This is a genomic window from Arthrobacter sp. BE255 (assembly GCF_031457335.1).
Taxonomy (GTDB): Bacteria; Actinomycetota; Actinomycetes; order Actinomycetales; family Micrococcaceae; genus Arthrobacter.
In genome coordinates this window covers 78231-97283 of record NZ_JAVDWK010000010.1, presented here as the reverse complement: position 1 = coordinate 97283, position 19053 = coordinate 78231, and the positions used below count along the sequence as shown (strand labels likewise).

General features: G+C 66.4%; 15 protein-coding genes. 11 read left to right on the top strand and 4 right to left on the bottom strand.

Annotated features, from left to right (window positions below; all coding sequences use genetic code 11):
• Window positions 1–10: 10 nt before the first annotated feature.
• Window positions 11–907 carry a matrixin family metalloprotease gene (locus J2X42_RS16620; protein ID WP_310166919.1) on the bottom strand — a complete coding sequence of 299 codons (897 nt, stop codon included), beginning with the start codon at window positions 905–907 and terminating at the stop codon, window positions 11–13.
• Complete coding sequence (locus J2X42_RS16615) at window positions 907–2064, bottom strand: VIT1/CCC1 transporter family protein (protein WP_310166918.1); 1158 nt, start codon at window positions 2062–2064, stop codon at window positions 907–909. Before J2X42_RS16615 ends, J2X42_RS16620 begins: the two co-directional genes overlap by 1 nt.
• Before the next feature lie 257 nt (window positions 2065–2321).
• Here J2X42_RS16615 and J2X42_RS16610 point away from each other — a divergent pair, with 257 nt between their 5' ends.
• Window positions 2322–2546 (top strand): hypothetical protein, encoded by a 225-nt coding sequence (locus J2X42_RS16610; protein ID WP_310166916.1) that lies wholly within the window; start codon window positions 2322–2324, stop codon window positions 2544–2546.
• Between the two features lie 87 nt (window positions 2547–2633).
• Here the strand turns inward: J2X42_RS16610 and J2X42_RS16605 are convergent, their stop codons facing one another.
• Window positions 2634–4151: a sodium:solute symporter gene (locus J2X42_RS16605; RefSeq protein ID WP_310166914.1), complete on the bottom strand. Its 1518-nt coding sequence runs from the start codon at window positions 4149–4151 to the stop codon at window positions 2634–2636.
• Window positions 4152–4447: 296 nt separating this feature from the next.
• Between J2X42_RS16605 and J2X42_RS16600 the strand changes: the two genes are divergently transcribed.
• The gene (locus J2X42_RS16600; protein ID WP_310166912.1) at window positions 4448–5023 is read left to right on the top strand and encodes a cupin domain-containing protein; all 576 of its coding nucleotides are present in this window, start codon (window positions 4448–4450) and stop codon (window positions 5021–5023) included.
• 141 nt (window positions 5024–5164) lie between these two features.
• Here the strand turns inward: J2X42_RS16600 and J2X42_RS16595 are convergent, their stop codons facing one another.
• Entirely contained in the window at window positions 5165–5992 is an 828-nt protein-coding gene (locus tag J2X42_RS16595; RefSeq protein ID WP_310166910.1) for a type IV toxin-antitoxin system AbiEi family antitoxin domain-containing protein, read from the bottom strand.
• Window positions 5993–6321: 329 nt separating this feature from the next.
• Between J2X42_RS16595 and speB the strand changes: the two genes are divergently transcribed.
• From speB to J2X42_RS16550, 9 genes are all read left to right on the top strand, one after another.
• Window positions 6322–7386, top strand: a complete 1065-nt coding sequence (speB, locus tag J2X42_RS16590) for an agmatinase (protein WP_310166908.1) — start codon at window positions 6322–6324, stop codon at window positions 7384–7386.
• Between the two features lie 5 nt (window positions 7387–7391).
• The gene (locus J2X42_RS16585; RefSeq protein WP_310166907.1) at window positions 7392–9083 is read left to right on the top strand and encodes a thiamine pyrophosphate-binding protein; all 1692 of its coding nucleotides are present in this window, start codon (window positions 7392–7394) and stop codon (window positions 9081–9083) included.
• Window positions 9084–9254: 171 nt separating this feature from the next.
• Window positions 9255–9728, top strand: coding sequence for a MarR family transcriptional regulator (locus J2X42_RS16580; protein ID WP_310166906.1), 474 nt, complete (start codon window positions 9255–9257; stop codon window positions 9726–9728).
• Window positions 9729–9846: 118 nt separating this feature from the next.
• Window positions 9847–11796: an MDR family MFS transporter gene (locus tag J2X42_RS16575; RefSeq protein WP_310167044.1), complete on the top strand. Its 1950-nt coding sequence runs from the start codon at window positions 9847–9849 to the stop codon at window positions 11794–11796.
• A 256-nt stretch (window positions 11797–12052) separates the two neighbouring features.
• Window positions 12053–13786 carry an ABC transporter ATP-binding protein gene (locus J2X42_RS16570; protein ID WP_310166905.1) on the top strand — a complete coding sequence of 578 codons (1734 nt, stop codon included), beginning with the start codon at window positions 12053–12055 and terminating at the stop codon, window positions 13784–13786.
• Complete coding sequence (locus J2X42_RS16565; RefSeq protein WP_310166903.1) at window positions 13783–15843, top strand: ABC transporter ATP-binding protein; 2061 nt, start codon at window positions 13783–13785, stop codon at window positions 15841–15843. Before J2X42_RS16570 ends, J2X42_RS16565 begins: the two co-directional genes overlap by 4 nt.
• 137 nt (window positions 15844–15980) lie before the next feature.
• Entirely contained in the window at window positions 15981–16397 is a 417-nt protein-coding gene (locus tag J2X42_RS16560; protein WP_310167043.1) for a thioesterase family protein, read from the top strand.
• A 76-nt stretch (window positions 16398–16473) separates the two neighbouring features.
• On the top strand, window positions 16474–16713 hold the full coding sequence (locus tag J2X42_RS16555) for a PLD nuclease N-terminal domain-containing protein (RefSeq protein ID WP_310166902.1): 240 nt from the start codon (window positions 16474–16476) through the stop codon (window positions 16711–16713).
• 70 nt (window positions 16714–16783) lie between these two features.
• Window positions 16784–19009 carry an AAA family ATPase gene (locus tag J2X42_RS16550; RefSeq protein WP_310166900.1) on the top strand — a complete coding sequence of 742 codons (2226 nt, stop codon included), beginning with the start codon at window positions 16784–16786 and terminating at the stop codon, window positions 19007–19009.
• Window positions 19010–19053 lie beyond the last annotated feature (44 nt).

Genomic DNA, 19053 nt, shown 5'->3' with positions numbered 1-19053 from the left:
TTGCGGTCGCCTACAGGTCCTTCCGGCACAGTGCGCCGGCCAGTTCGTAGAGGCCGTTGAGGTCGCCGGCCGCGAGGCCTTCCGGGGTGCCGATCTCCGGATACATCAGCTGCCGGTGGTCATCCACGTGTTCGAGCCCCATCACGTGGCCAAGTTCGTGCAGGATGACGGCCGTGGCGTACAGTTTGCCGTCCGGCTGCTCCAGTTCTTCGGCGATCTGAGGGGAGTCCAGCTCAAGGCTGCCGGTGACGAAGGTCTTGGGACCGGCGTCGTAGCTGAAGTGCGTGCTTCCGCCGGTGCCGATCACCTTGCCCTTGAGCTGCGGGGCCACCTCGGGAGTGGTCCAGGAGACCAGCAGCGGCGCCCAGCGGTCGCCGTACGAATCCGGCTGGTAGGGAGCACGCTGAGCGGAGGGCTGTTCGGCGGTGGCGCCGTCGTAAATGAACCGGATCCCGGTGGCCTGGGAGATGGTGTCGATCGCCTCGGGGATGAGGTCCTGCGCGCCGGCGGGGACCAGGTCCGCGTTCACGACGTAGTGCAGCGGGCGGCAGGGGGAATACCCAACAGGCGTGCCGTCGTCGTTTGTGGCCAGGAACCGGTAGGAATCGCTGGCGTACTGCGGCGCCTCCGGCGTCCCCAGGGGCTCGTCGGCCTCCTCGAGACCGGGCGGCGGGGCCGAGGGCCGGCCCTCGGCGGCAGGCCGGACGCCTCCGGTTTCCCCGGGTTGGACGGCCCCGGGACCGAGGCGGATATCCAGCAGTTCCCCAAAGCGCGAGCCGCCGTAAAGCACGCCGCCGACCACAAGCACGGTAGTGCCGGCGGTAATCCCCAGCAGGATGTTCCGCAGGGAACGCCCCGCAGAACGCCGTCCGCTGCCTGGCGGGCGGTCCCGGGGAAGGTTGTCCACTAACCCACCACGGTGCCGAAGGCCAGGCCCAGCACATACGTCACGGCCGCGGCGCCCAGCCCGATGGCCAGCTGGCGCAGGCCCCGCGTCAGCGGCGAGGTGCCGGACAGCAGGCCAACGACGCCGCCTGTCATCAGCAGGGCCAGACCCACCAGGACGCCGGCCACCACCAGCGCGGCCACGCCAGTCATGCCGAACAGGAAGGGAAGGATGGGCACGATCGCGCCGGAGGCAAAGAAGCAGAAGCTGGACAGTGAAGCGCCCCAGGCCGTCCCCACAGCTTCGTGCTGGTCCTCCGCTTCGGGGAGTTCGGGCTGCAGGGAAAGGCTGGGATCGCAGTCGCAGGAGAGCAGGCCCATGCGTTCTGCCACACGGTGCTCGGCAGCTTCGTGGGACATGCCCCGCGCCAGGTACACGAGCAGCAGCTCATTGTGTTCGATATCCAGCTTGGGCGCGGCAGCAAGGGTGACCTGGGTGGGCCTTGTGGCCGCGAGGAGTTCACGCTGCGAGCGGACGGAGACGAACTCACCGGCACCCATGGACAGCGCACCGGCCAGGAGGCCTGCAATGCCGCTCAGGAGGACCACGCTGCTGGCCACGCCGGACGCTGCCATGCCCATGACCAGCGACAGGTTGCTGACCAGGCCGTCGTTGGCCCCGAACACGGCGGCACGGAATGTTCCGGCCAGCCGGTTCCGGCCCCGGGTCGCCAGGCCGCGGACAACTTCCTCATGGATCTGTTCGTCAGCGGCCATTGCCGGCGTGGCGGAAGGGTCCTTGGCATAGGGGGAGCGGCCCTCGGCGCGCTGGGCCAGGGCAAGGACAAAGACGGAGCCGAAGTGGCGGGCCAGGAAGCCCAGCAGCTGGCTGCGCAGCGACGCCTGGCGGGATTTGTCGGCGTGCTCACCCAGGAGGCGGAGCCAGTGGGCCTCGTGCCGTCCCTCCGCTTCAGCCAGGGCCAACAGGATCTCGCGTTCTTCGCCTTGCCGGCTCTGTGCGAGGTCCCGGTAGACGGCGGCCTCGGCGCGTTCGTCGGCCAGGTACTGGCGCCAGCGGCGGATATCCGCGGACGTGGGCTCGGGGTTGGGCGGCTGGAGTGCGGGGTTGGATTCTGACCGGGCGGCGCGGTGCTGGCCGGGACTGGCGTGCTGAGACACGGAGGCTCCTGAGCTTGATAGGGCATGGTTCGGCCCCATTGCAACGACCAGCTTACCGCGGAATCCCGCGGATTTTCGGCTGGCAAACCTCACTGCAGAGTTTCGGGTTCCCTTAATATTGCCGGTTCCGGACGCCCCCTGCGGGCCGGCCCGCGGACCCTTGACCCCGACTCCCGGCGGTGCTGTGATGAAAGTGTGGCGTCCGCCAGCGCCCAGCCGAAAGAGCACGTCAGTGGCAAACAATCGGAGGTTGCACAATGAACACCACCGGACAGCACCCGGACATGCCGCACCTTGATGCCGTAGAAGCCGATCCCGCCTACGACTACGCCGAGGATGCCCCGGTTGACGAAAACGACTGGGATGCCGAGGACGAGTTCCTGGACGCTGAAGAAGCGGTAGTCCCGCCGGTTCGCGCAGTGGTCGACGCCGAGGAGCGCGTAGTGCCGCTGGATCCCGACGAATTCCGCGAAACGGAGTAGGACGGACGACGGCGGCACCTCCGGTTCGCTGATGGGCGAAAGGAGGTGCCGCCGTCGTGATTTACGGTGATCCGTGCCTGCCGGGATCTACTGCGCGGTGGCGCCCACCGGAGCTTCCTCGTTGTCCTGGCCGGCTACGCGCCGCACCCAGTTCCGCATGACCTGCGGATCCGTGGGCCTGGTGAGCAGCGAGACGGCCACGTACACCACTGCTGAGGTGATGAGGCCGTAGTAGATCGGCTCGTTGGCGAAGACGCCGTCCAGCGGGGCCTTGGCGTTGATTTCCAGCACGATCATGGTGCCGAGGGTGACCACCGAGCCCACTGCCATGGAGGCTGCGGCTGCGATGCCGGTGCCGCGCTTCCACACCAGGCCGCCGAGGATGGCGACCAGGAGTCCGCCCACGAGGATGTCGTAGGCGATGGTGAGGGCTGCCACGACGTCCTTGGTGATGATCGCGATCAGGATGGCCACGATGCCGAGGGCCAGGACCCACATGCGGTTGGCCTTGACGTCGTGCTCGGGGTTGTCGGTGTCGTCGGTGTTGATGTCCTTTCCGAACCAGCTGGCGACAAACGGCAGGACGTCGGCGCGGGCCACGGTGGCTGCGGCGATCAGGGCGCCGGATGCAGTGGACATCATGGCGGCGACGGCTGCGGCGAGCACCAGGCCGCCGATGCCCACCGGGAGGATCGTCTGGGCAACCTCGGCGTAGACGTCGTCCTTGGCCGCGATGTCGATGCCGGACAGGGCCACGCTGGCGGCCATGCCGATCAGGGCGCCGGCCACGCCGTAGAGGATGCAGTAGACGCCTGCGGTGGCGCCGCCCCAGCGTGCGACGCCGGGGGTCTTGGCGGTGAAAACGCGCTGCCAGATGTCCTGGCCGATGAGCAGGCCCAGGGTGTAGACCACGAAGTAGGTGATGATGGTCTGCACGCCGATGCCGTCCATCTGGAAGAAGCTCTCATCAACCCTGCTGCGGATGCCGTCGAGGCCGCCTGCCGCGTTGAGCGTGAAGGGAAGCATCAGGGCGAAGATGCCCACGGTCTTGATGACGAACTGCACCTGGTCCGCGAGGGTGATGGACCACATGCCGCCGATGGTGGAGTAGACCAGGACGATGGCTCCGCCGATGGCGATGGCGAGCCAGCGGTCCCAGCCGAACAGGACCACGAAGATGGTGGCGTAGGCGCTGGTGGACGTCGCGCACAGCATCAGGGTGTACGCGAGCATGACGATGCCCGAGGTCTGCGTAGCCTTGCTGCCATAGCGAAGGGTGAGCATCTGGGAGACCGTGTAGATCTTCAGCTTCTGGATGGTGCCGGCGAAGAGGAGGCTCAGCAGCAGCACGCCGGCGCCGATGGCCACCACCAGCCACATGCCGGAGATGCCGAACTTGTAGCCGAGGCCAACGCCGCCGACGGTGGAGGCACCGCCCAGGACGACGGCGGCCATGGTGCCTGTGTAGAGGAAGGGGCCCAGGCGGCGTCCGGCCACGAGGAAATCGCTGTTGTTCTTGGTGCGGGACTTGCCCCACCAGCCGAAAGCAAGCATTGCGATGAGGTACACCACCACAATGGCGATGTTGACGAAGTTAGCGTCCATGTTGGGGCTCCTTGGAGCTGAGGTGCAGCGTTGCTGGAACCCGGAGGTTGCTGGGGAGCCGGTGTTCCGCTGCTCTTACGAGGTGGGGATGAGGAGAATCCTCGGATACTGCCTTCCCGGATATTGCATGGGAGGCAACACTTGTTGCCTAAAAGCGTATGCTGTGACCGTGGTAACAGTCAAGGGCCCGCCGCCACGTCCGTCCCGCTGCTGCCGCGGCGGCGTCACATGGGGGAGTGGCCATTAGTATTGCTCCAGAGATGGGGCCGGGTTGCCGGCCATGAAAGGTCTGCACAATGAAGGCACTGCCAGTAGAGCCGAGCAACGTTCCGGTTGCCATCGGATCCCGAATCCGTGCCGCCCGGCAGTCCCAGCGGCTCACCATCGAGCAGGTTGCCGACGCCACGGGGCTGACCAAGGGATTCCTCAGCCGCGTGGAGCGGGACCTGACGTCGCCTTCCGTCGCTTCGCTGGTGACCCTGTGCCAGGTCCTGTCCATTTCCATCGGAGACCTGTTCGCAGCTCCGGAAACGCACCTGACCAAGCGCAATGACGGGCCCCGGATCTCGCTGGGCGGCGAAGGGATCGTGGAGCGGCTGCTGACTGCGCGCTCGGAACGCCGGATCCAGATCATCCAGGCCGTCATCGAACCCCATGGCCGCGGCGAGTCCGAGCTCTACGCCGTGGACTGCGACGTCGATGTGCTGCACGTTATCAAGGGCAGCATCCGGCTGATCCTCACCAATGAGGAATACGAGCTCAACACCGGGGACACTGTCACGTTCCCCGGCCGCGAACCCCACACCTGGGTCAACCCCACCGATAAGGCCGTCGAGGTCCTCTGGGTGCTGGTCCCCGCCGCCAGCCGGTAGGCCTTTCTTCCTTCTGCGTTTGTTGCGTGTGCGTTCCTGCCCGGTTTGTGGCTCGGCCCCCTGTGGCGTCCCTTGAATTGCCGCGGCCTGCCGCCGATTCGGGGAGGATTGGGCCGCAGTAACCGGGCAGGAACGCACGCGTTACCCGGCCGAGCCGGCCCTGGCCGCGAGCACGGCCCTGATTTCCGCCAACACCTGCTCCGGGTTGAACCAGATGTGCTCGGGCATATAGCGGAGGACGGCGTAGCCGTTGACCGTCGAGGCGTTGTTCCGCTGCCTGTCCTTGAGCATGTCTGCGCGCTTTGAGTGGAATGCGAACCCGTCGATTTCCACGATCAGGAAACCCGCCAGCAGGAAATCCACCCGGCCGATTCCGGGCAGGAGCACTTGCGCCTCGAACCCGATGCCGTTGCTTCGGAAGAGATGCTGCGCATCGACTTCCACGATCGATTCCGCCCGAAGGTCAAGCTCCTGCAGCGCCCGCCGAACGGGACCGGACCGGTCCCCGTGCAGCTCTGCCCGAAGCAGTTCCAGCGGAACGCCGTACAGCCGGATCGCCGATGTCGCGATGGCCGTGGACGACGGCGGCTCAAGGCACCCGAGTGCGTGCAGGGCCACGTCTTCAACGGCGGCCAGCGGCAGTTCCGGGTGACCCTCGAAGCGCAGGGTCCGGTGCCGGATGAAACCGTCGCCATGACCGTGGTTGCAGGCCAGGTGCAGCCGGGTCGGCGGGTCCCGGAGCCATAGGCCGTAGCGGGCAGCGGCGCTGGCGCAGGTCAGCCGGCCGTTGTGGTGGATGGCCGCGGCGAGGTCCCTGTCGCCACCAGGTGCGAGGAAGACTCCCCGCCGGGGTTGTGTGGCCCCGAGTTCCGTCAGGCGCCGAATGTCCCTTCTGGAGTAGCCTGCACCGCGGAGCTGGGCGGTCCGGGCAGCTCCGCCGGCCCGCACAAGGTGTTCGAAGATATCCATGGAGCCCATTGCAGGCTGTAAGTGCCGGATCCGGAAGGGGAAATAAGCCCTATGTGTGCAGCGCACGGCATTTGCCGTGCGTTCCTGCCCGGTTTGTGGCCCGGCTCCCTGTGGCGTCCCTTGAATTGCCGCGGCCTGCCGCCGATTCGGGGGGGGGGGGGGGGGGATTGGGCCGCAGTAACCGGGCGGGAGCGTTCGCGCCAGCTGGCCGAGCGCTCGGCAGCGCTGGCGCGCGCGGAGCTGCTTGTAAACACTTGATGCGCATTAGGAAACTTCGGGGTATGATGGCTGTCACACCCGCCGATCAATCCTCGAAGGAGAGGCTCACTGTGAAAGAGCTGCGCATCGAAGCCAACGGCAACCTTGGCCCCATCGATTCATCCCGCATCCCGCGTTACGCGGGCGCCGCCACCTATGCCCGCCTGCCGCGCCTGGACCAGGTGGCCAAGGCTGACGTGACCGTGGTGGGCGTGCCCTTCGACTCCGGCGTGTCCTACCGCCCGGGTGCCCGTTTCGGCTCCAACCACATCCGCGAGGCCAGCCGCCTGCTCCGCCCGTACAACCCGGCCTGGGACGTCAGCCCGTTCGAAAACATCCAGGTCGCTGATGCCGGGGACATGGCGGTCAACCCGTTCAACATCAATGAAGCCATCGAAACCATCCAGCAGAACGCCCTGGACCTGACCTCGGCCGGCAGCAAACTGGTGACCCTCGGCGGCGACCACACCATCGCCCTGCCACTGCTGCGCGCCGCGGCCGAACGCGCCGGCGGCCCCATCGCCATGCTGCACTTCGACGCCCACCTGGACACCTGGGACACCTACTTCGGCGCCGAGTACACGCACGGCACCCCGTTCCGCCGGGCTGTTGAAGAAGGCATCCTGGACACCGAGGCGATCAGCCACATCGGCACCCGCGGCCCGCTCTACGGCAAAAAGGACCTCGACGACGACCACCGCTTCGGGTTCGGCATTGTCACCTCCGCCGACGTCTACTACCAGGGCGTCCTGGAAACCGTGGCCAAGGTCCGCGACCGGATCGGCAACCGGCCGCTGTACATCTCCGTGGACATCGACGTCCTGGACCCCGCGCACGCCCCGGGAACCGGAACCCCCGAGGCCGGCGGCATCACCAGCCGCGAGCTCCTGGAGATCATCCGTGGCTTCCGCGGCATGAACCTGGTGGGCGCCGACATCGTGGAGGTCGCCCCCGCCTACGACCACGCCGAAATCACCGGCGTGGCCGCCAGCCACGTGGCCTATGAACTGGTCACACTGATGGCGGACAATGCAGTTGAGGGTGACCGCTTCGGGGCAGCCAACGGTTACGCCGCCCAGGCCCTCGGCCAGGAAGTCCGCCAGCCCGCCGGTTTCGCAGCCGGAATCAAGGAGTAGTCACAGTGATCGATTTCGATCCCGGCACAGCAGCCCCGACGAAGGGCACTGACGTGCGCAACGGCGGGGACCTCGTCGTCGAGACCCTCGAGGCGTTGGGCGCCAAAACGGTCTTTGGCATCCCCGGCCAGCACGCGCTGGGCCTGTTTGATGCCATGGGCCGGGGCAACCTGCACTTCGTCTCCTCCCGCGTGGAGAACAACAGCGCCTTCGCCGCGGACGGGTATTCACGTGCCACCGGCGAAGTGGGTGTGCTGTTCCTGTCCACCGGGCCGGGCGCGCTGACGTCGCTCGCCGGGCTGCAGGAGGCGTACGCCACGGGTGTGCCCATGGTGGTGGTGGCCAGCCAGATCCCGCTCGAGGGACTCGGTGCCCGCCGCAAGGGCATGCTCCACCAGCTCGATGACCAGAAGGCCTCGGCCGCGAACGTCACCAAGAGCCAGCGCCTGATCCAGCACGCCTCCGGCATCCCTTCCGCCATCCAGGACGCCTGGACCGAGGCCATCTCGTCCCCGCAAGGGCCGGTCTGGCTCGAAATCCCGCAGAACGTCCTGCTCGATCCCATCATGGTCCCCCCGGTGGAGGACGCACTCGCCGAGGCGGCGGACAACCCGCCCCGCGTGGAACTCGTCCGGGAAGCGGTGAAGTGGCTGTCGACGGCGGAACGTCCCGCCATCATCGCCGGCGGCGGTACCCGCCGGGGCCGGGCCGAGAAGTCCCTGCTTTCCATTGCCGAGAAGCTGCGGGCGCCGGTGATCTGCACACCGGGCGGCAACGGAGCCTTCCCCTGGAACCATGAGCTGTCGCTGCAGTCGTGGATCGAGGACCGCCACATGACCGACGTCCTGGAGGACGCGGACGTCCTGATCGTCATCGGCTCGTCCCTCGGCGAAGTCACGTCCAACTACTTCACCTTCGAACCCCGCGGCCGGATCATCCAGATCGACGCCGAACCGCGCGTGCTCGAATCCAACCGCCCCGGCCTGGGCATCCGCGCCGACGCCGGCCAGGCGCTCGCAGCCCTCGACGAAGCCCTGGTGGTGGAGCCTGGCGAAACCAGTTGGCACGGTGTCAGCCCCGAGGCCGTGGTGAAGGAAGCCCTCGCCAAGGTCAGGGCCCGGCTCGAATCCCAGGACCTGGCCAAGGAACTGAAGTTCATGGCCGACATCCGCGAAGCCGTCCCGGCCGACATGCAGACCTTCTGGGACATGACCATCTCCGCCTACTGGGGCTGGAGCTGCTGGGACGCGCGGCAGGGCCAGTTCCACTCCGCCCAGGGCGCCGGCGGCCTCGGCTACGGCTTCCCCGCTGCGATCGGCGGCGCCGTCGGGCTGGAAACAGTGGGCAAGCCCGGCCGCGTGCTCGCCGTGTCCGGTGACGGTTCGTCCATGTACTCCATCTCCGAACTCGCCACGGCCAAGCAGCACAACATTCCGGTCACCTGGCTGATTGTGGACGACGGCGGCTACGGCATCCTGCGCGAATACATGGTCGGCGCCTTCGGCAAGGCCACCGCCACCGAGCTCGCCCGCCCGGACTTCGTCAAACTCGCCGAAGCCTTCGGTGTGCCGGCCACCCGGGTGGCCCCCGAGGACGTCGGGGACGCGCTCAAGGCGGGCTTCGCCGCCGACGGCCCCAACGTCGTCGTCGTCGAAACCCTGCTCAAGATGTTCGGCCCCACCCACCTGGACGACTGACCACCCGCTCGGCGCGAACGTACAGTTGAGGCCCCATTTCCGCGAGGATCTGGGGCCTCATCTGTACGTTCGCGCTTTGTGGGTTAAGGCACCTTCGCGATATTAGTTTCCCAAAGCAACCTTTTAGGTATATAGTTGCTTCAGGCAAACAATCAAGGAGCGTCCAGAGCCATGTCAGTTGCGCCGGATACGGCGGCAGACCTCGTCTACCAGATCTTCGACCTCCAGCGCGCGGTGCGATGCGTCGCGGCAGCCAGCCTTCGCGGACAGGAAACAGGGGTTGCGCTGCAGGGCGTGCTCCGGTTCGTGGGGGAGGGGGAAACCCGCGCCACGCGGCTCGCCGAACGGCTCGGCGTCAGCGCCCCGGTCCTCAGCCGCCACATCGCGGAACTGGAGGAGCAGGGGTACGTCACCCGGCGGCAGGATCCCGACGACGGCCGCGCCCAGTTGGTTGCGCTGACGGCCGAAGGCGCGGAGAAGCTCCGCCACATCGAGGAACAGCGCACGGCGGCGCTGCAGGACTACCTCCGTGAATGGAGCCAGGAGGATGCCGAGGACACGGCAAAGACCCTACGGAAACTCACCGAATCCCTGAAACATTCAGCCCGGGCAAAGGCGGCCGGACCCACCACAACGAACCCTTAGGAGCAGATCTATGGCCAGCCACGCCGCCGCCCCCGCATCATTATCCAGCCAGCCGGAACAGCCGCCCAGCCCGCCGGTGCTGCCACGTTCCGGATCAGCCCCGGAACCGCAGCCCGCGATGTCGCACCGCCAGATCATGGAAGCGCTGACCGGACTCCTGGCCGCTTTCTTCACCGCCATCCTGAGCAGCACCATCGTGGCGAACGCGCTTCCCACCATCATGTCCGAGCTCAAGGGCACCCAGACGGACTTTGCCTGGGTGATCACGGCGGCCCTGCTGGCCAACGCCGCCACCACCCCGATCTGGGGCAAACTCGCTGACCTGTTCGACAAAAAGCTGCTGGTCCAGCTCAGCATTGTGGTGTTTGTTGCCGGCTCCGTCATGGCCGGCCTGTCCGAGACCATCCCGCTGCTGCTGACCGCCCGCGTGATCCAGGGCGTGGCCATGGGCGGCCTGACCGCGCTGGCGCAGGCCATCATCGGCTCCATGATCCCGCCCCGGGACCGCGGCAAGTACTCGGGCTACATGGGCGGCGTGATGGCCGTGGGCACCGCCGGCGGCCCCTTGCTGGGCGGCTTCATCGTGGACAGCCCGCTCGGCTGGCGCTGGACGTTCTTCGTCTGCGTGCCGCTCGCCGTCGTCGCACTTATCCTGCTCCAGATCACGCTCAAGATCCCGCACGTCAAACGCCCGGCCAAGATCGACTGGCTCGGCTCCATCCTCCTGACCTCCGGCGTCAGCCTGCTCCTGATCTGGGTGTCCTTCGCGGGCAACCCGGACTACTACGACTGGTGGTCCTGGCAGTCAGGCCTGATGGTGGGCGGCGGCATCCTGCTGCTGGCACTTCTCGTGCTGGTGGAGTCCAAGGTGGAGCAGCCCATCATTCCGCTGAAGATCATCTCCGAGCGGACCACCGCGCTGGCCATCCTGGCGTCGGTGGCGGTGGGCGTAGCAATGTTCGGCTCGTCGACCTTCCTGGGCCAGTACTTCCAGGTGGCCCGCGGCGCCACCCCAACGGAAGCCGGCCTGCTGACCCTGCCCATGATCGCCGGCAACCTCGTCGGCTCCGTCGTGTCAGGCCAGCTGATCAGCCGCACCGGGAAATGGAAGCGCTACCTCGTGGGCGGCTCCATCCTGCTGATCGCCGGCCTCGGCCTCGCCGGGACCGTGGACCACACCACCGAGCTGTGGCTGACCGGCGTCTACACCGCGATCCTCGGCCTCGGCCTGGGCATGGTGATGCAGAACCTGGTCCTCGCCGTCCAGAACACGGTCAAGGCCACGGACATCGGCACCGCCAGCGCCTCGGTTGCGTTCTTCCGCTCCGTCGGCGGCGCCATCGGCGTGTCGGTCCTCGGCGCCGTGCTGGGCTCCCGGGTCACGCAGCTCGCCAACGAAGGGCTGGCCGCCGCCAACATTCCCGTGCAGGGCGACGGCGCCGGAGCCAGCATGGACCTGGTGGACCTGCCCGAACCCATCCGCGACATCATGCGGGCGGCCTATGGCGACGCCACGGCCCAGATCTTCCTGATTTCCGCCATCATCGGCGTGGTCGCCCTCGTGTCCGTCCTGTTCATCAAGGAGAAGCCGCTCCGCCGCACGGTGGACATCCGTCCGGAAACGGAGAGCGGGGATGCCGGCGCGGCACCGTCGGTAACGGCACATGCGACGCCGGAACGCACGACGCCGGAACGCACGACGTCGGCACCCGGGCCGGGTGCCGACGTCGACGACATAGACCGGGAGTTCGTTGAGGTACTGAGGCGGCAGCGCAGCAGTGAAAGCGGCACCGGCCGCGGTCCGGAAGCCACTTCGGCGGAGGTGGTGCCGCTGATCCTGGAGACCCAGCAGCTGCTCGCCAAGCAGCAGGTGCAGCTCTCCGAGGCGATGTCGGCCGTCCACCGGCAGGCAGCGGTCCAGCAGGAAATTGCGGCCGAGCAGGCGAAGGCCGCGTCCATGCTGAAGGCGGTCGCCAAGGAACTCGGCAAGGAACGGAAACTGCAGAAGGCGGCTGCGTATTATCTGGCGGCCGGCAGCAAGCAGCCGGGCCCGGAAACCGGCTCCTAGGGAACCTGAAAACAGCAAAGCCCGCACCACCACAGCGCGAACGTACACTTGAGGCCCCTGGCCGGGGCCACAAGTGTACGTTCGCGCCTGATTGTGGCGGGGATCGCCATCTGCGGTACGCCGATCGGATGATCTTTTCGCGAAGATGTTTCGCACGGGCAACGGATTTCGTAGAGTGGGAAGGCTAATAATGTCAGCCCCCGCTGCTAGAACTTATTCACACCATTTCGCGCTCTCTTCCTAAGGATCCGTGGGCATGCTCCTCACCCTCATACGGCGCTATTCCAAGCCGTATACGCCATACATTGTTGCCGTCATCGCGTTCCAGCTGGCGTCCACGATCGCGGCGCTTTACCTTCCCAGCCTCAACGCCCAGATCATCGACGAAGGCGTTTCCCGCGGGGACACGGACTTCATCTGGCGCACCGGCGGAGTGATGCTCCTCGTCGCCTTTGTCCAGGTCGGAACCGCGATCGCCGGTGTGTACTACGGCTCCAAGACCGCGATGGCTGTGGGACGCGACCTCCGCCGCGGCGTGTTCCGGAAGGTCACCAGTTTCTCCGCCAAGGACGTGAACACCTTCGGCGCGCCCACGCTCATCACACGCGGCACCAACGACGTCCAGCAGGTCCAGATGCTGGTGCTGATGGGGCTGAACTTCATGGTGGCCACCCCCATCATGTGCATCGGCGGCATCATCATGGCGCTGCGCGAGGACCTCAGCCTGTCCTGGCTGGTCTGGGTCTCCGTGCCTGTGCTGCTTGTCGTTGTGGGGTACCTCGTGGTCCGGCTGATGCCGCTGTTCCGGACCATGCAGAAGAAAATCGACCGCATCAACGCCGTCCTCCGCGAGCAGATCATCGGCATCCGGGTGGTCCGCGCCTTTGTCCGCGAACCTTATGAGACCGGCCGGTTCGGCGAGGCAAACAAGGAACTGACGGACGTCTCGCTGAAGATCGGTTCGCTCTTTGTCCTGATGTTCCCGGTCATCGGCATGATCCTGCACCTTTCCACGGCCGCCGTACTGTGGTTCGGCGGGCAGCGGGTCGACTCCGGAGAGATGCAGGTGGGTTCACTGACGGCATTCCTGCAGTACCTGCTGCAGATCCTCATGGCCGTCATGATGGGCACGTTTATGGCCATGATGATCCCGCGCGCCTCGGTGTGTGCGGACCGCATCGGTGAGGTGCTCGACGTCGAACCCTCCATCCATGACCCGGAGCGGCCGGAAACCCCCGCCGCCCTTGCCGGCGTGGTGGAATACCGTAACGTCACCTTTGCCTACCCCGGCGCCGAGTCGCCGGTGCTGAGCAACATCAGCTTCACCGCGAAGCCGGGCGAGACCGTGGCGATCATCGGGTCCACCGGCGCAGGGAAAACCTCGCTGCTGTCCCTGTTGCCGAGGCTCTACGACATCGCCGAGGGCGAGGTGCTCCTCGACGGCGTGTCGGTCAGCAACCTGGACCGGGCCGAGATCACCAAGCGGGTGGCCCTCGTTCCGCAGCGGCCGTACCTTTTCTCCGGCACCATCGAGCACAACCTGCGCTTTGGCAAGACCGAAGCCACCGACCAGGAACTCTGGGACGCGCTGCACGTGGCCCAGGGCGAGGACTTTGTCCGCGAGAAGAAGAACGGCCTGAACGCCCGCATCGCCCAGGGCGGCACCAACGTCTCCGGCGGTCAAAGGCAACGCCTCTGCATTGCCCGTGCCCTGGTCACCAAGCCCAGGGTGTACCTCTTTGACGACTCCTTCTCAGCCCTGGACGTGGCCACCGACGCGAGGCTCCGTGCAGCGCTGAAGCGGACCACCGCGGACGCCACCGTCATCATTGTTGCCCAGCGCATCTCCACCATCACGGAAGCGGACCAGATCCTGGTCCTGGACAACGGACGGATCGTGGACCGGGGCACGCACGAGGAACTCCTGGAAACCTCGCCCACGTACCAGGAAATTGTTGAATCGCAGCTGAGCGTGGAGGAAATGGCATGACCGGCCCCAAGAAGGACCCAACAGGCCCGACCGCCGAAACGACGGATTCCGCGGCAACGCCCGATGTCCTGGAAGACGACGACTTCTTCGAGGAGGAGTACAAGCCTTCGGAGGCCGACGGCGACATGTTCGGCGGCATGCCTGCCAAGAAGGCCGAACACTTCTGGCCGTCCGCCAAGCGGCTGATGGGGCTGCTGAAGCCCGAAGCCGCCGGCATCTGGGCTGTAGTTGGCCTGGTAGTGGTCGCGGTGGTCCTGAACGTCATCGCCCCCAAGATCCTGGGCCAGGCCATGGACGTGATCTTCGGCGGCGTCGTCGGCAAACAGCTCCCCGCAGGCGCGAGCAAGGAAGAATTCGTCGAAGGACTGCGCCAACAGGGGCAGGACAACTTCGCGGACATGATCTCCAAGATGGAACTGGTGCCCGGAAGCGGCATCGACTTCCAGAAGCTGTCCGTCCTCATCGCCATTGTGCTGCTGATGTACTTTGTGGCCAACATCTTCCTGTGGCTGCAGGGCTACGTGCTGAACCGAATCGTCATGAAGGTCATCCGGCAGCTCCGCGACGACACCGAAAAGAAGCTGAACCGGCTGCCGCTGAACTACTTCGACACCCGCCAGCGCGGCGATGTCCTCTCCCGGGTGACGAACGACGTCGACAACATCCAGCAGGCACTGCAGCAGGCGTTCGCCCAGCTGATCAACTCGCTGCTGACGGTCATCGGCATTGTGGTCATGATGTTCATCGTCTCCTGGCAGCTGGCCCTGATCGCCCTGATCGCCCTTCCGCTGTCCGGCGTCGCCGCCGGCATCATCGGATCGCGCAGCCAGAAGCTCTTTGCCGCGCAGTGGAAGAACACCGGCTCGCTGAACGGACAGATCGAGGAGTCCTTCTCCGGCCACGACCTGGTGCGCGTCTTTGGCCGCGACGCCGACATGCTGGAGCGCTTCGAGGAACGCAACGAGGCGCTGTACAAGGCCAGCTTCGGCGCCCAGTTCGTCTCCGGCATCATCTTCCCGGTGATGCAGTTTGTTTCCTACCTCAGCTACGTCGGCATCGCCGTGGTGGGCGGCCTCCGCGTCGCCTCCGGCTCCATGTCCCTGGGCGACGCCACGGCCTTCATCCAGTACTCCCGCGAATTCACCCAGCCGTTGGGACAGATGGCCGGCATGGCCAACATGCTGCAGTCCGGCGTGGCCTCCTCGGAGCGGGTCTTCGAATTCCTCGACGCCGACGAACAGGACGCCGAAACAGCCACCGACCACCTGCCGGCCAAGACCGACGGGCATGTGGAGTTCCGGGACGTCACGTTCAGTTACACCGAGGACAAACCGCTGATCGAAAACCTGTCCTTTACCGCAGAACCAGGGCACACGGTGGCCATCGTCGGTCCGACGGGCGCCGGTAAAACCACCCTGGTGAACCTGGTGATGCGCTTCTACGAGCTCAACTCCGGGTCCATCACGCTGGACGGCGTGGACGTCACCAAACTGAGCCGGTCCGAACTTCGGTCCAAGGTGGGCATGGTGCTCCAGGATGCCTGGCTGTTCGGCGGCTCCATCTACGACAACATCCGGTACGGCAACCTCGACGCCACCGAGGAACAGGTCATGGCGGCAGCCAAGGCCACTTTCGTGGACCGCTTTGTCCGCGCCCTGCCGGATGGCTACAACACGGTGATCGATGAGGAAGGCAACAACGTCAGCGCCGGTGAAAAGCAGCTCATCACCATCGCCCGGGCGTTTGTGGCCAACCCCTCGCTGCTTATCCTGGACGAAGCCACCAGCTCCGTGGACACCCGCACCGAAGTGCTGGTGCAGAAGGCCATGGCGGCGCTGCGGACGGACCGCACCAGCTTTGTTATCGCGCACCGGCTTTCCACCATCCGCGACGCCGACACCATCCTGGTGATGGAGAACGGCAAGATCGTGGAACAGGGCAACCACAAGACGCTGCTGGCGGCCGAAGGCGCGTACTACCGGCTCTACATCTCCCAGTTCGCGGGATCCGACGCGGAGGAAACATCCGTGGATGACTCGACGGCGGTGCACAGCTGACCGCGCAGCAGGCCGCGCGGGAGGCCGCGCAGCAGGCCGCGCGGGAGGCCGGCGGAGGAGTGACAACCGAGGACGTGACAACAACCGGGGGCGCGGCAGAGGCGGCGGAGCCCAGGCGCATACAGGTGCTGGTACCCATGCGCTGGGGAGACATGGACGCCTACGGACACATCAACAACGTCCAGATCGTCAGGATGCTGGAGGAAGCACGGATTGGTGCCTTCGGCCCGCCGCGTGGAGCCGGGATGCCGGGGATCGAGCCTGAGGTGTCCCTCTTCAACGATGTCCCCGAGGGCATCCTGGCGCTGGTGGTGGACCACCGGATCCGCTACGTCAGGACACTGGAGTACCGCAATATCCCGGCCGTGGTCCAGGTGTGGATCGGTGCCGTGAAGGGTGCCAGCTTCGACGTCCACTACCTGGTCCAGGATCCTGTGACAGGGGAGGACTGCGTCCGGGCCAGCAGCCATCTGGCTTTTGTTGACGAGGCCACCGGCCGCGTGGTCCGGCTGACGCAGGAGCAAAAGGACCGGATCGCGCCGTTCGCCGTCTAAGCCGTTGCGTTGGCCGTGTCCACGCCGGACACTGAAGACCTGGGCTACTGAACGCCCTGACTAAGGAGCTTTGATCATGGCCAAGATGAAAAAGAAGACCTGGAAAGAAATGCCCCCGGCAGCACGGGTGGGAACGGTGCTCGTCGGGATCGCCCAGATGGCGCTGATGGTTGCTGCGCAGCGGGACATCTCGAAGCGGCCGGCAGAACTGATCAACGGGCCCAAGGCGGCCTGGCGGATGGCCGCGATGCTCAACTTCGTCGGCCCCATGGGGTATTTCATTTTCGGCCGGAAGCGGGCAGTGGCGGCGAAATAGGCACGCCCGGGTGCATCCCTGTCAGGGGCCTTGGAGCGGACGCCCAGCTTAAGCCTGTAAATTTGAACGCATGACCCCGACCCCCAAAACTGCCATGCCCCGCGCCCTTGGTATCTCCCAGGAGATCGAAGACGCGGCCTGGTTTGTGCTGGGGCCCGGCATGCAGGGCAAGCCGTCCGCACTGGACGGCAGCACCCTGACCTGGACGTCCGAGGCTGCGGCCGAGCTGCACGACCGCCTGGAGCGGGGTGTCCCGGATCCCAAGGCGCCCATGATGACCAACCTGCGCCAGAACCTGCAGGACGCGTCCCGCGCGGCCAAGCAGCTGGCGGTGGAACTGCTGTTCCTGCAGTCCCTGCCGCTGGCACACGAGGTCAAGTCGCTTAAGGTCAAGCGCGCCCGCGTGGCCGAGGCCGCGTCCTGGCTGGAACCGCCGCTGGAACTGCCCGAGGAGCTCTACAAGGGCATGACGGACCACGGCGTGATCAGGGACCGCACCGCAGAATTCAACTGGACCATCTGGGACCACCTCAAATGGCTCTGCCGCTTTGTGCAGCACGTGGACCAGCAGATTCCGGCCGCCATCTCCAAGGCCCTGAAGGATCCGCTGAAGTTCCATGATCTCGCCGCCGGAACGCCCGGGGACCAGCCCGCCATCCGCCGCAGCATCGAATACCTTGCCTGGCCCAGCTACTTCGAGCCCGTGGTGGCGGACGTGGAGCGGCAGGAAATCCGGGACGCCTTCGCCTCCCTCGTGGGCGGCGCGAAGGGCGACACGGACGAAGACATCACCGCGGACATCCAACGCATCCGGCTGCACCTGGACGAGCAGGCCGGGCAGCGCATCGACTGGTACGCCCGCCAGCTCGTCAGCCAGTGGCGCAAAGTGGGCGACCCCGGCCGCCGGGCATGGCTGCTGCGCACCCACAGCGACAACGCCGAGCTGCTCAGCGCCTGGCAGTCCGAGGAGAAGGTGACGCTCGACGTCGAACACCTCCGCCTCCTGGACGCCGGCGTGACCGCCGGGCTGGTGCAGCATGCCGTCGACGAGGACTACAAGCACCTGGGCTACGTGGAACGCGAGGACACCAAGACGGCGGTGTTTGCGATCCTCAGCGTGATGAAGCCGGGCGACCTCGTCCTGTACCAGAACGCCGGGACGGTGCGGGTCGGTGTTGTGCTGGGGGAGCCCGAGCACAACGAGGACAACCGCCGGATCCGCCGCAAGGTCCGCTGGTTCGACGAAGCCCACACCACCACCGACCTGCCCCGGCACGTGCAGCGCCAGCTCGCCACACCGGGGATCATCGTGGACGTCACCCGGGTGGTGCAGGCCCTGCAGGCGCTGCTGCCCGCCGAAGCGGAACCGGAAGACGACGACGCCGGTGCTGCCGCCGTCGTGCCCCTCCAGGAAGGCTTCCGCCCGCTCACCCGTGAGTTCGCCGATTCGCTGCACATGGACCTGGAGCCCCTGCAGGAGATCGCGGAACTGCTGGAAGAAAACCGCCAGCTGGTGCTGTACGGCCCGCCCGGCACCGGCAAGACGTACCTGGCCAAGCACCTCGCCGCGGAACTCGCTGACGACAGCACTGATGAGCGCGTCAAGCTGGTGCAGTTCCACCCGTCGTACGCCTATGAGGACTTTTTCGAGGGTTACCGGCCGGACAAGACTGACGAAGGCCAAGTGTCCTTCAAGCTCGTGGCCGGGCCGCTGCGCAGGCTGGCCGAGGAAGCCGCCAAGCCCGGGAACGAAAAGAAGCCCCACTTCCTGATCATCGACGAGATGAACCGGGCCAACCTGGCCAAGGTGTTCGGCGAGCTGTACTTCCTGCTGGAATACCGCGACGACAGGATCTACCTGCAGTACAGCCCCAACGAGCCGTTCACGCTGCCGGACAACCTCTACATCATCGGCACCATGAACACCGCCGACCGGTCCATCGCGATGATGGACGCCGCCATCCGCCGCCGCTTCGCCTTCATCGAGCTGCACCCGCAGACCGAGCCGGTAAAAGGCTCGCTGCTGCGCTTCCTGCAGGCCCGGCAGCTGGACGCCACGCCGGCGCTGCTGCTGGACGCGATGAACGCCGCCATTGACGAGTGGGACCGGGACCTGATGATCGGGCCGTCGTACTTCATGAAGCCCGCCGCCCAGACCCCCGCCGGGCTGCGCAGGATCTGGAAGTACGAGCTGATGCCGCTCCTGGAGGAGCACTACCACGGCCAGCTGACCCGGGCGCAGCTCGAGGAGCGCTTCGGGCTGGACCAGCTGCTGGGCCGCCTTGCTGCCAGCTAGGCCGGCCCAGGCCCCCGCGTCGGGCGCGGCACCGCGCGGCCCCG

Bases quoted from the DNA above. Each gene is read 5' to 3' on its own strand.
- J2X42_RS16560 (WP_310167043.1), top strand. From the start codon at position 15,981: ATGCGCTGGGGAGACATGGACGCCTACGGACACATCAACAACGTCCAG.
- J2X42_RS16550 (WP_310166900.1), top strand. From the start codon at position 16,784: ATGACCCCGACCCCCAAAACTGCCATGCCCCGCGCCCTTGGTATCTCC.
- J2X42_RS16565 (WP_310166903.1), top strand. From the start codon at position 13,783: ATGACCGGCCCCAAGAAGGACCCAACAGGCCCGACCGCCGAAACGACG.
- J2X42_RS16595 (WP_310166910.1), bottom strand. From the start codon at position 5,992: ATGGATATCTTCGAACACCTTGTGCGGGCCGGCGGAGCTGCCCGGACC.
- J2X42_RS16600 (WP_310166912.1), top strand. From the start codon at position 4,448: ATGAAGGCACTGCCAGTAGAGCCGAGCAACGTTCCGGTTGCCATCGGA.
- J2X42_RS16610 (WP_310166916.1), top strand. From the start codon at position 2,322: ATGAACACCACCGGACAGCACCCGGACATGCCGCACCTTGATGCCGTA.
- J2X42_RS16605 (WP_310166914.1), bottom strand. From the start codon at position 4,151: ATGGACGCTAACTTCGTCAACATCGCCATTGTGGTGGTGTACCTCATC.
- J2X42_RS16555 (WP_310166902.1), top strand. From the start codon at position 16,474: ATGGCCAAGATGAAAAAGAAGACCTGGAAAGAAATGCCCCCGGCAGCA.
- J2X42_RS16570 (WP_310166905.1), top strand. From the start codon at position 12,053: ATGCTCCTCACCCTCATACGGCGCTATTCCAAGCCGTATACGCCATAC.
- J2X42_RS16580 (WP_310166906.1), top strand. From the start codon at position 9,255: ATGTCAGTTGCGCCGGATACGGCGGCAGACCTCGTCTACCAGATCTTC.
- J2X42_RS16575 (WP_310167044.1), top strand. From the start codon at position 9,847: ATGTCGCACCGCCAGATCATGGAAGCGCTGACCGGACTCCTGGCCGCT.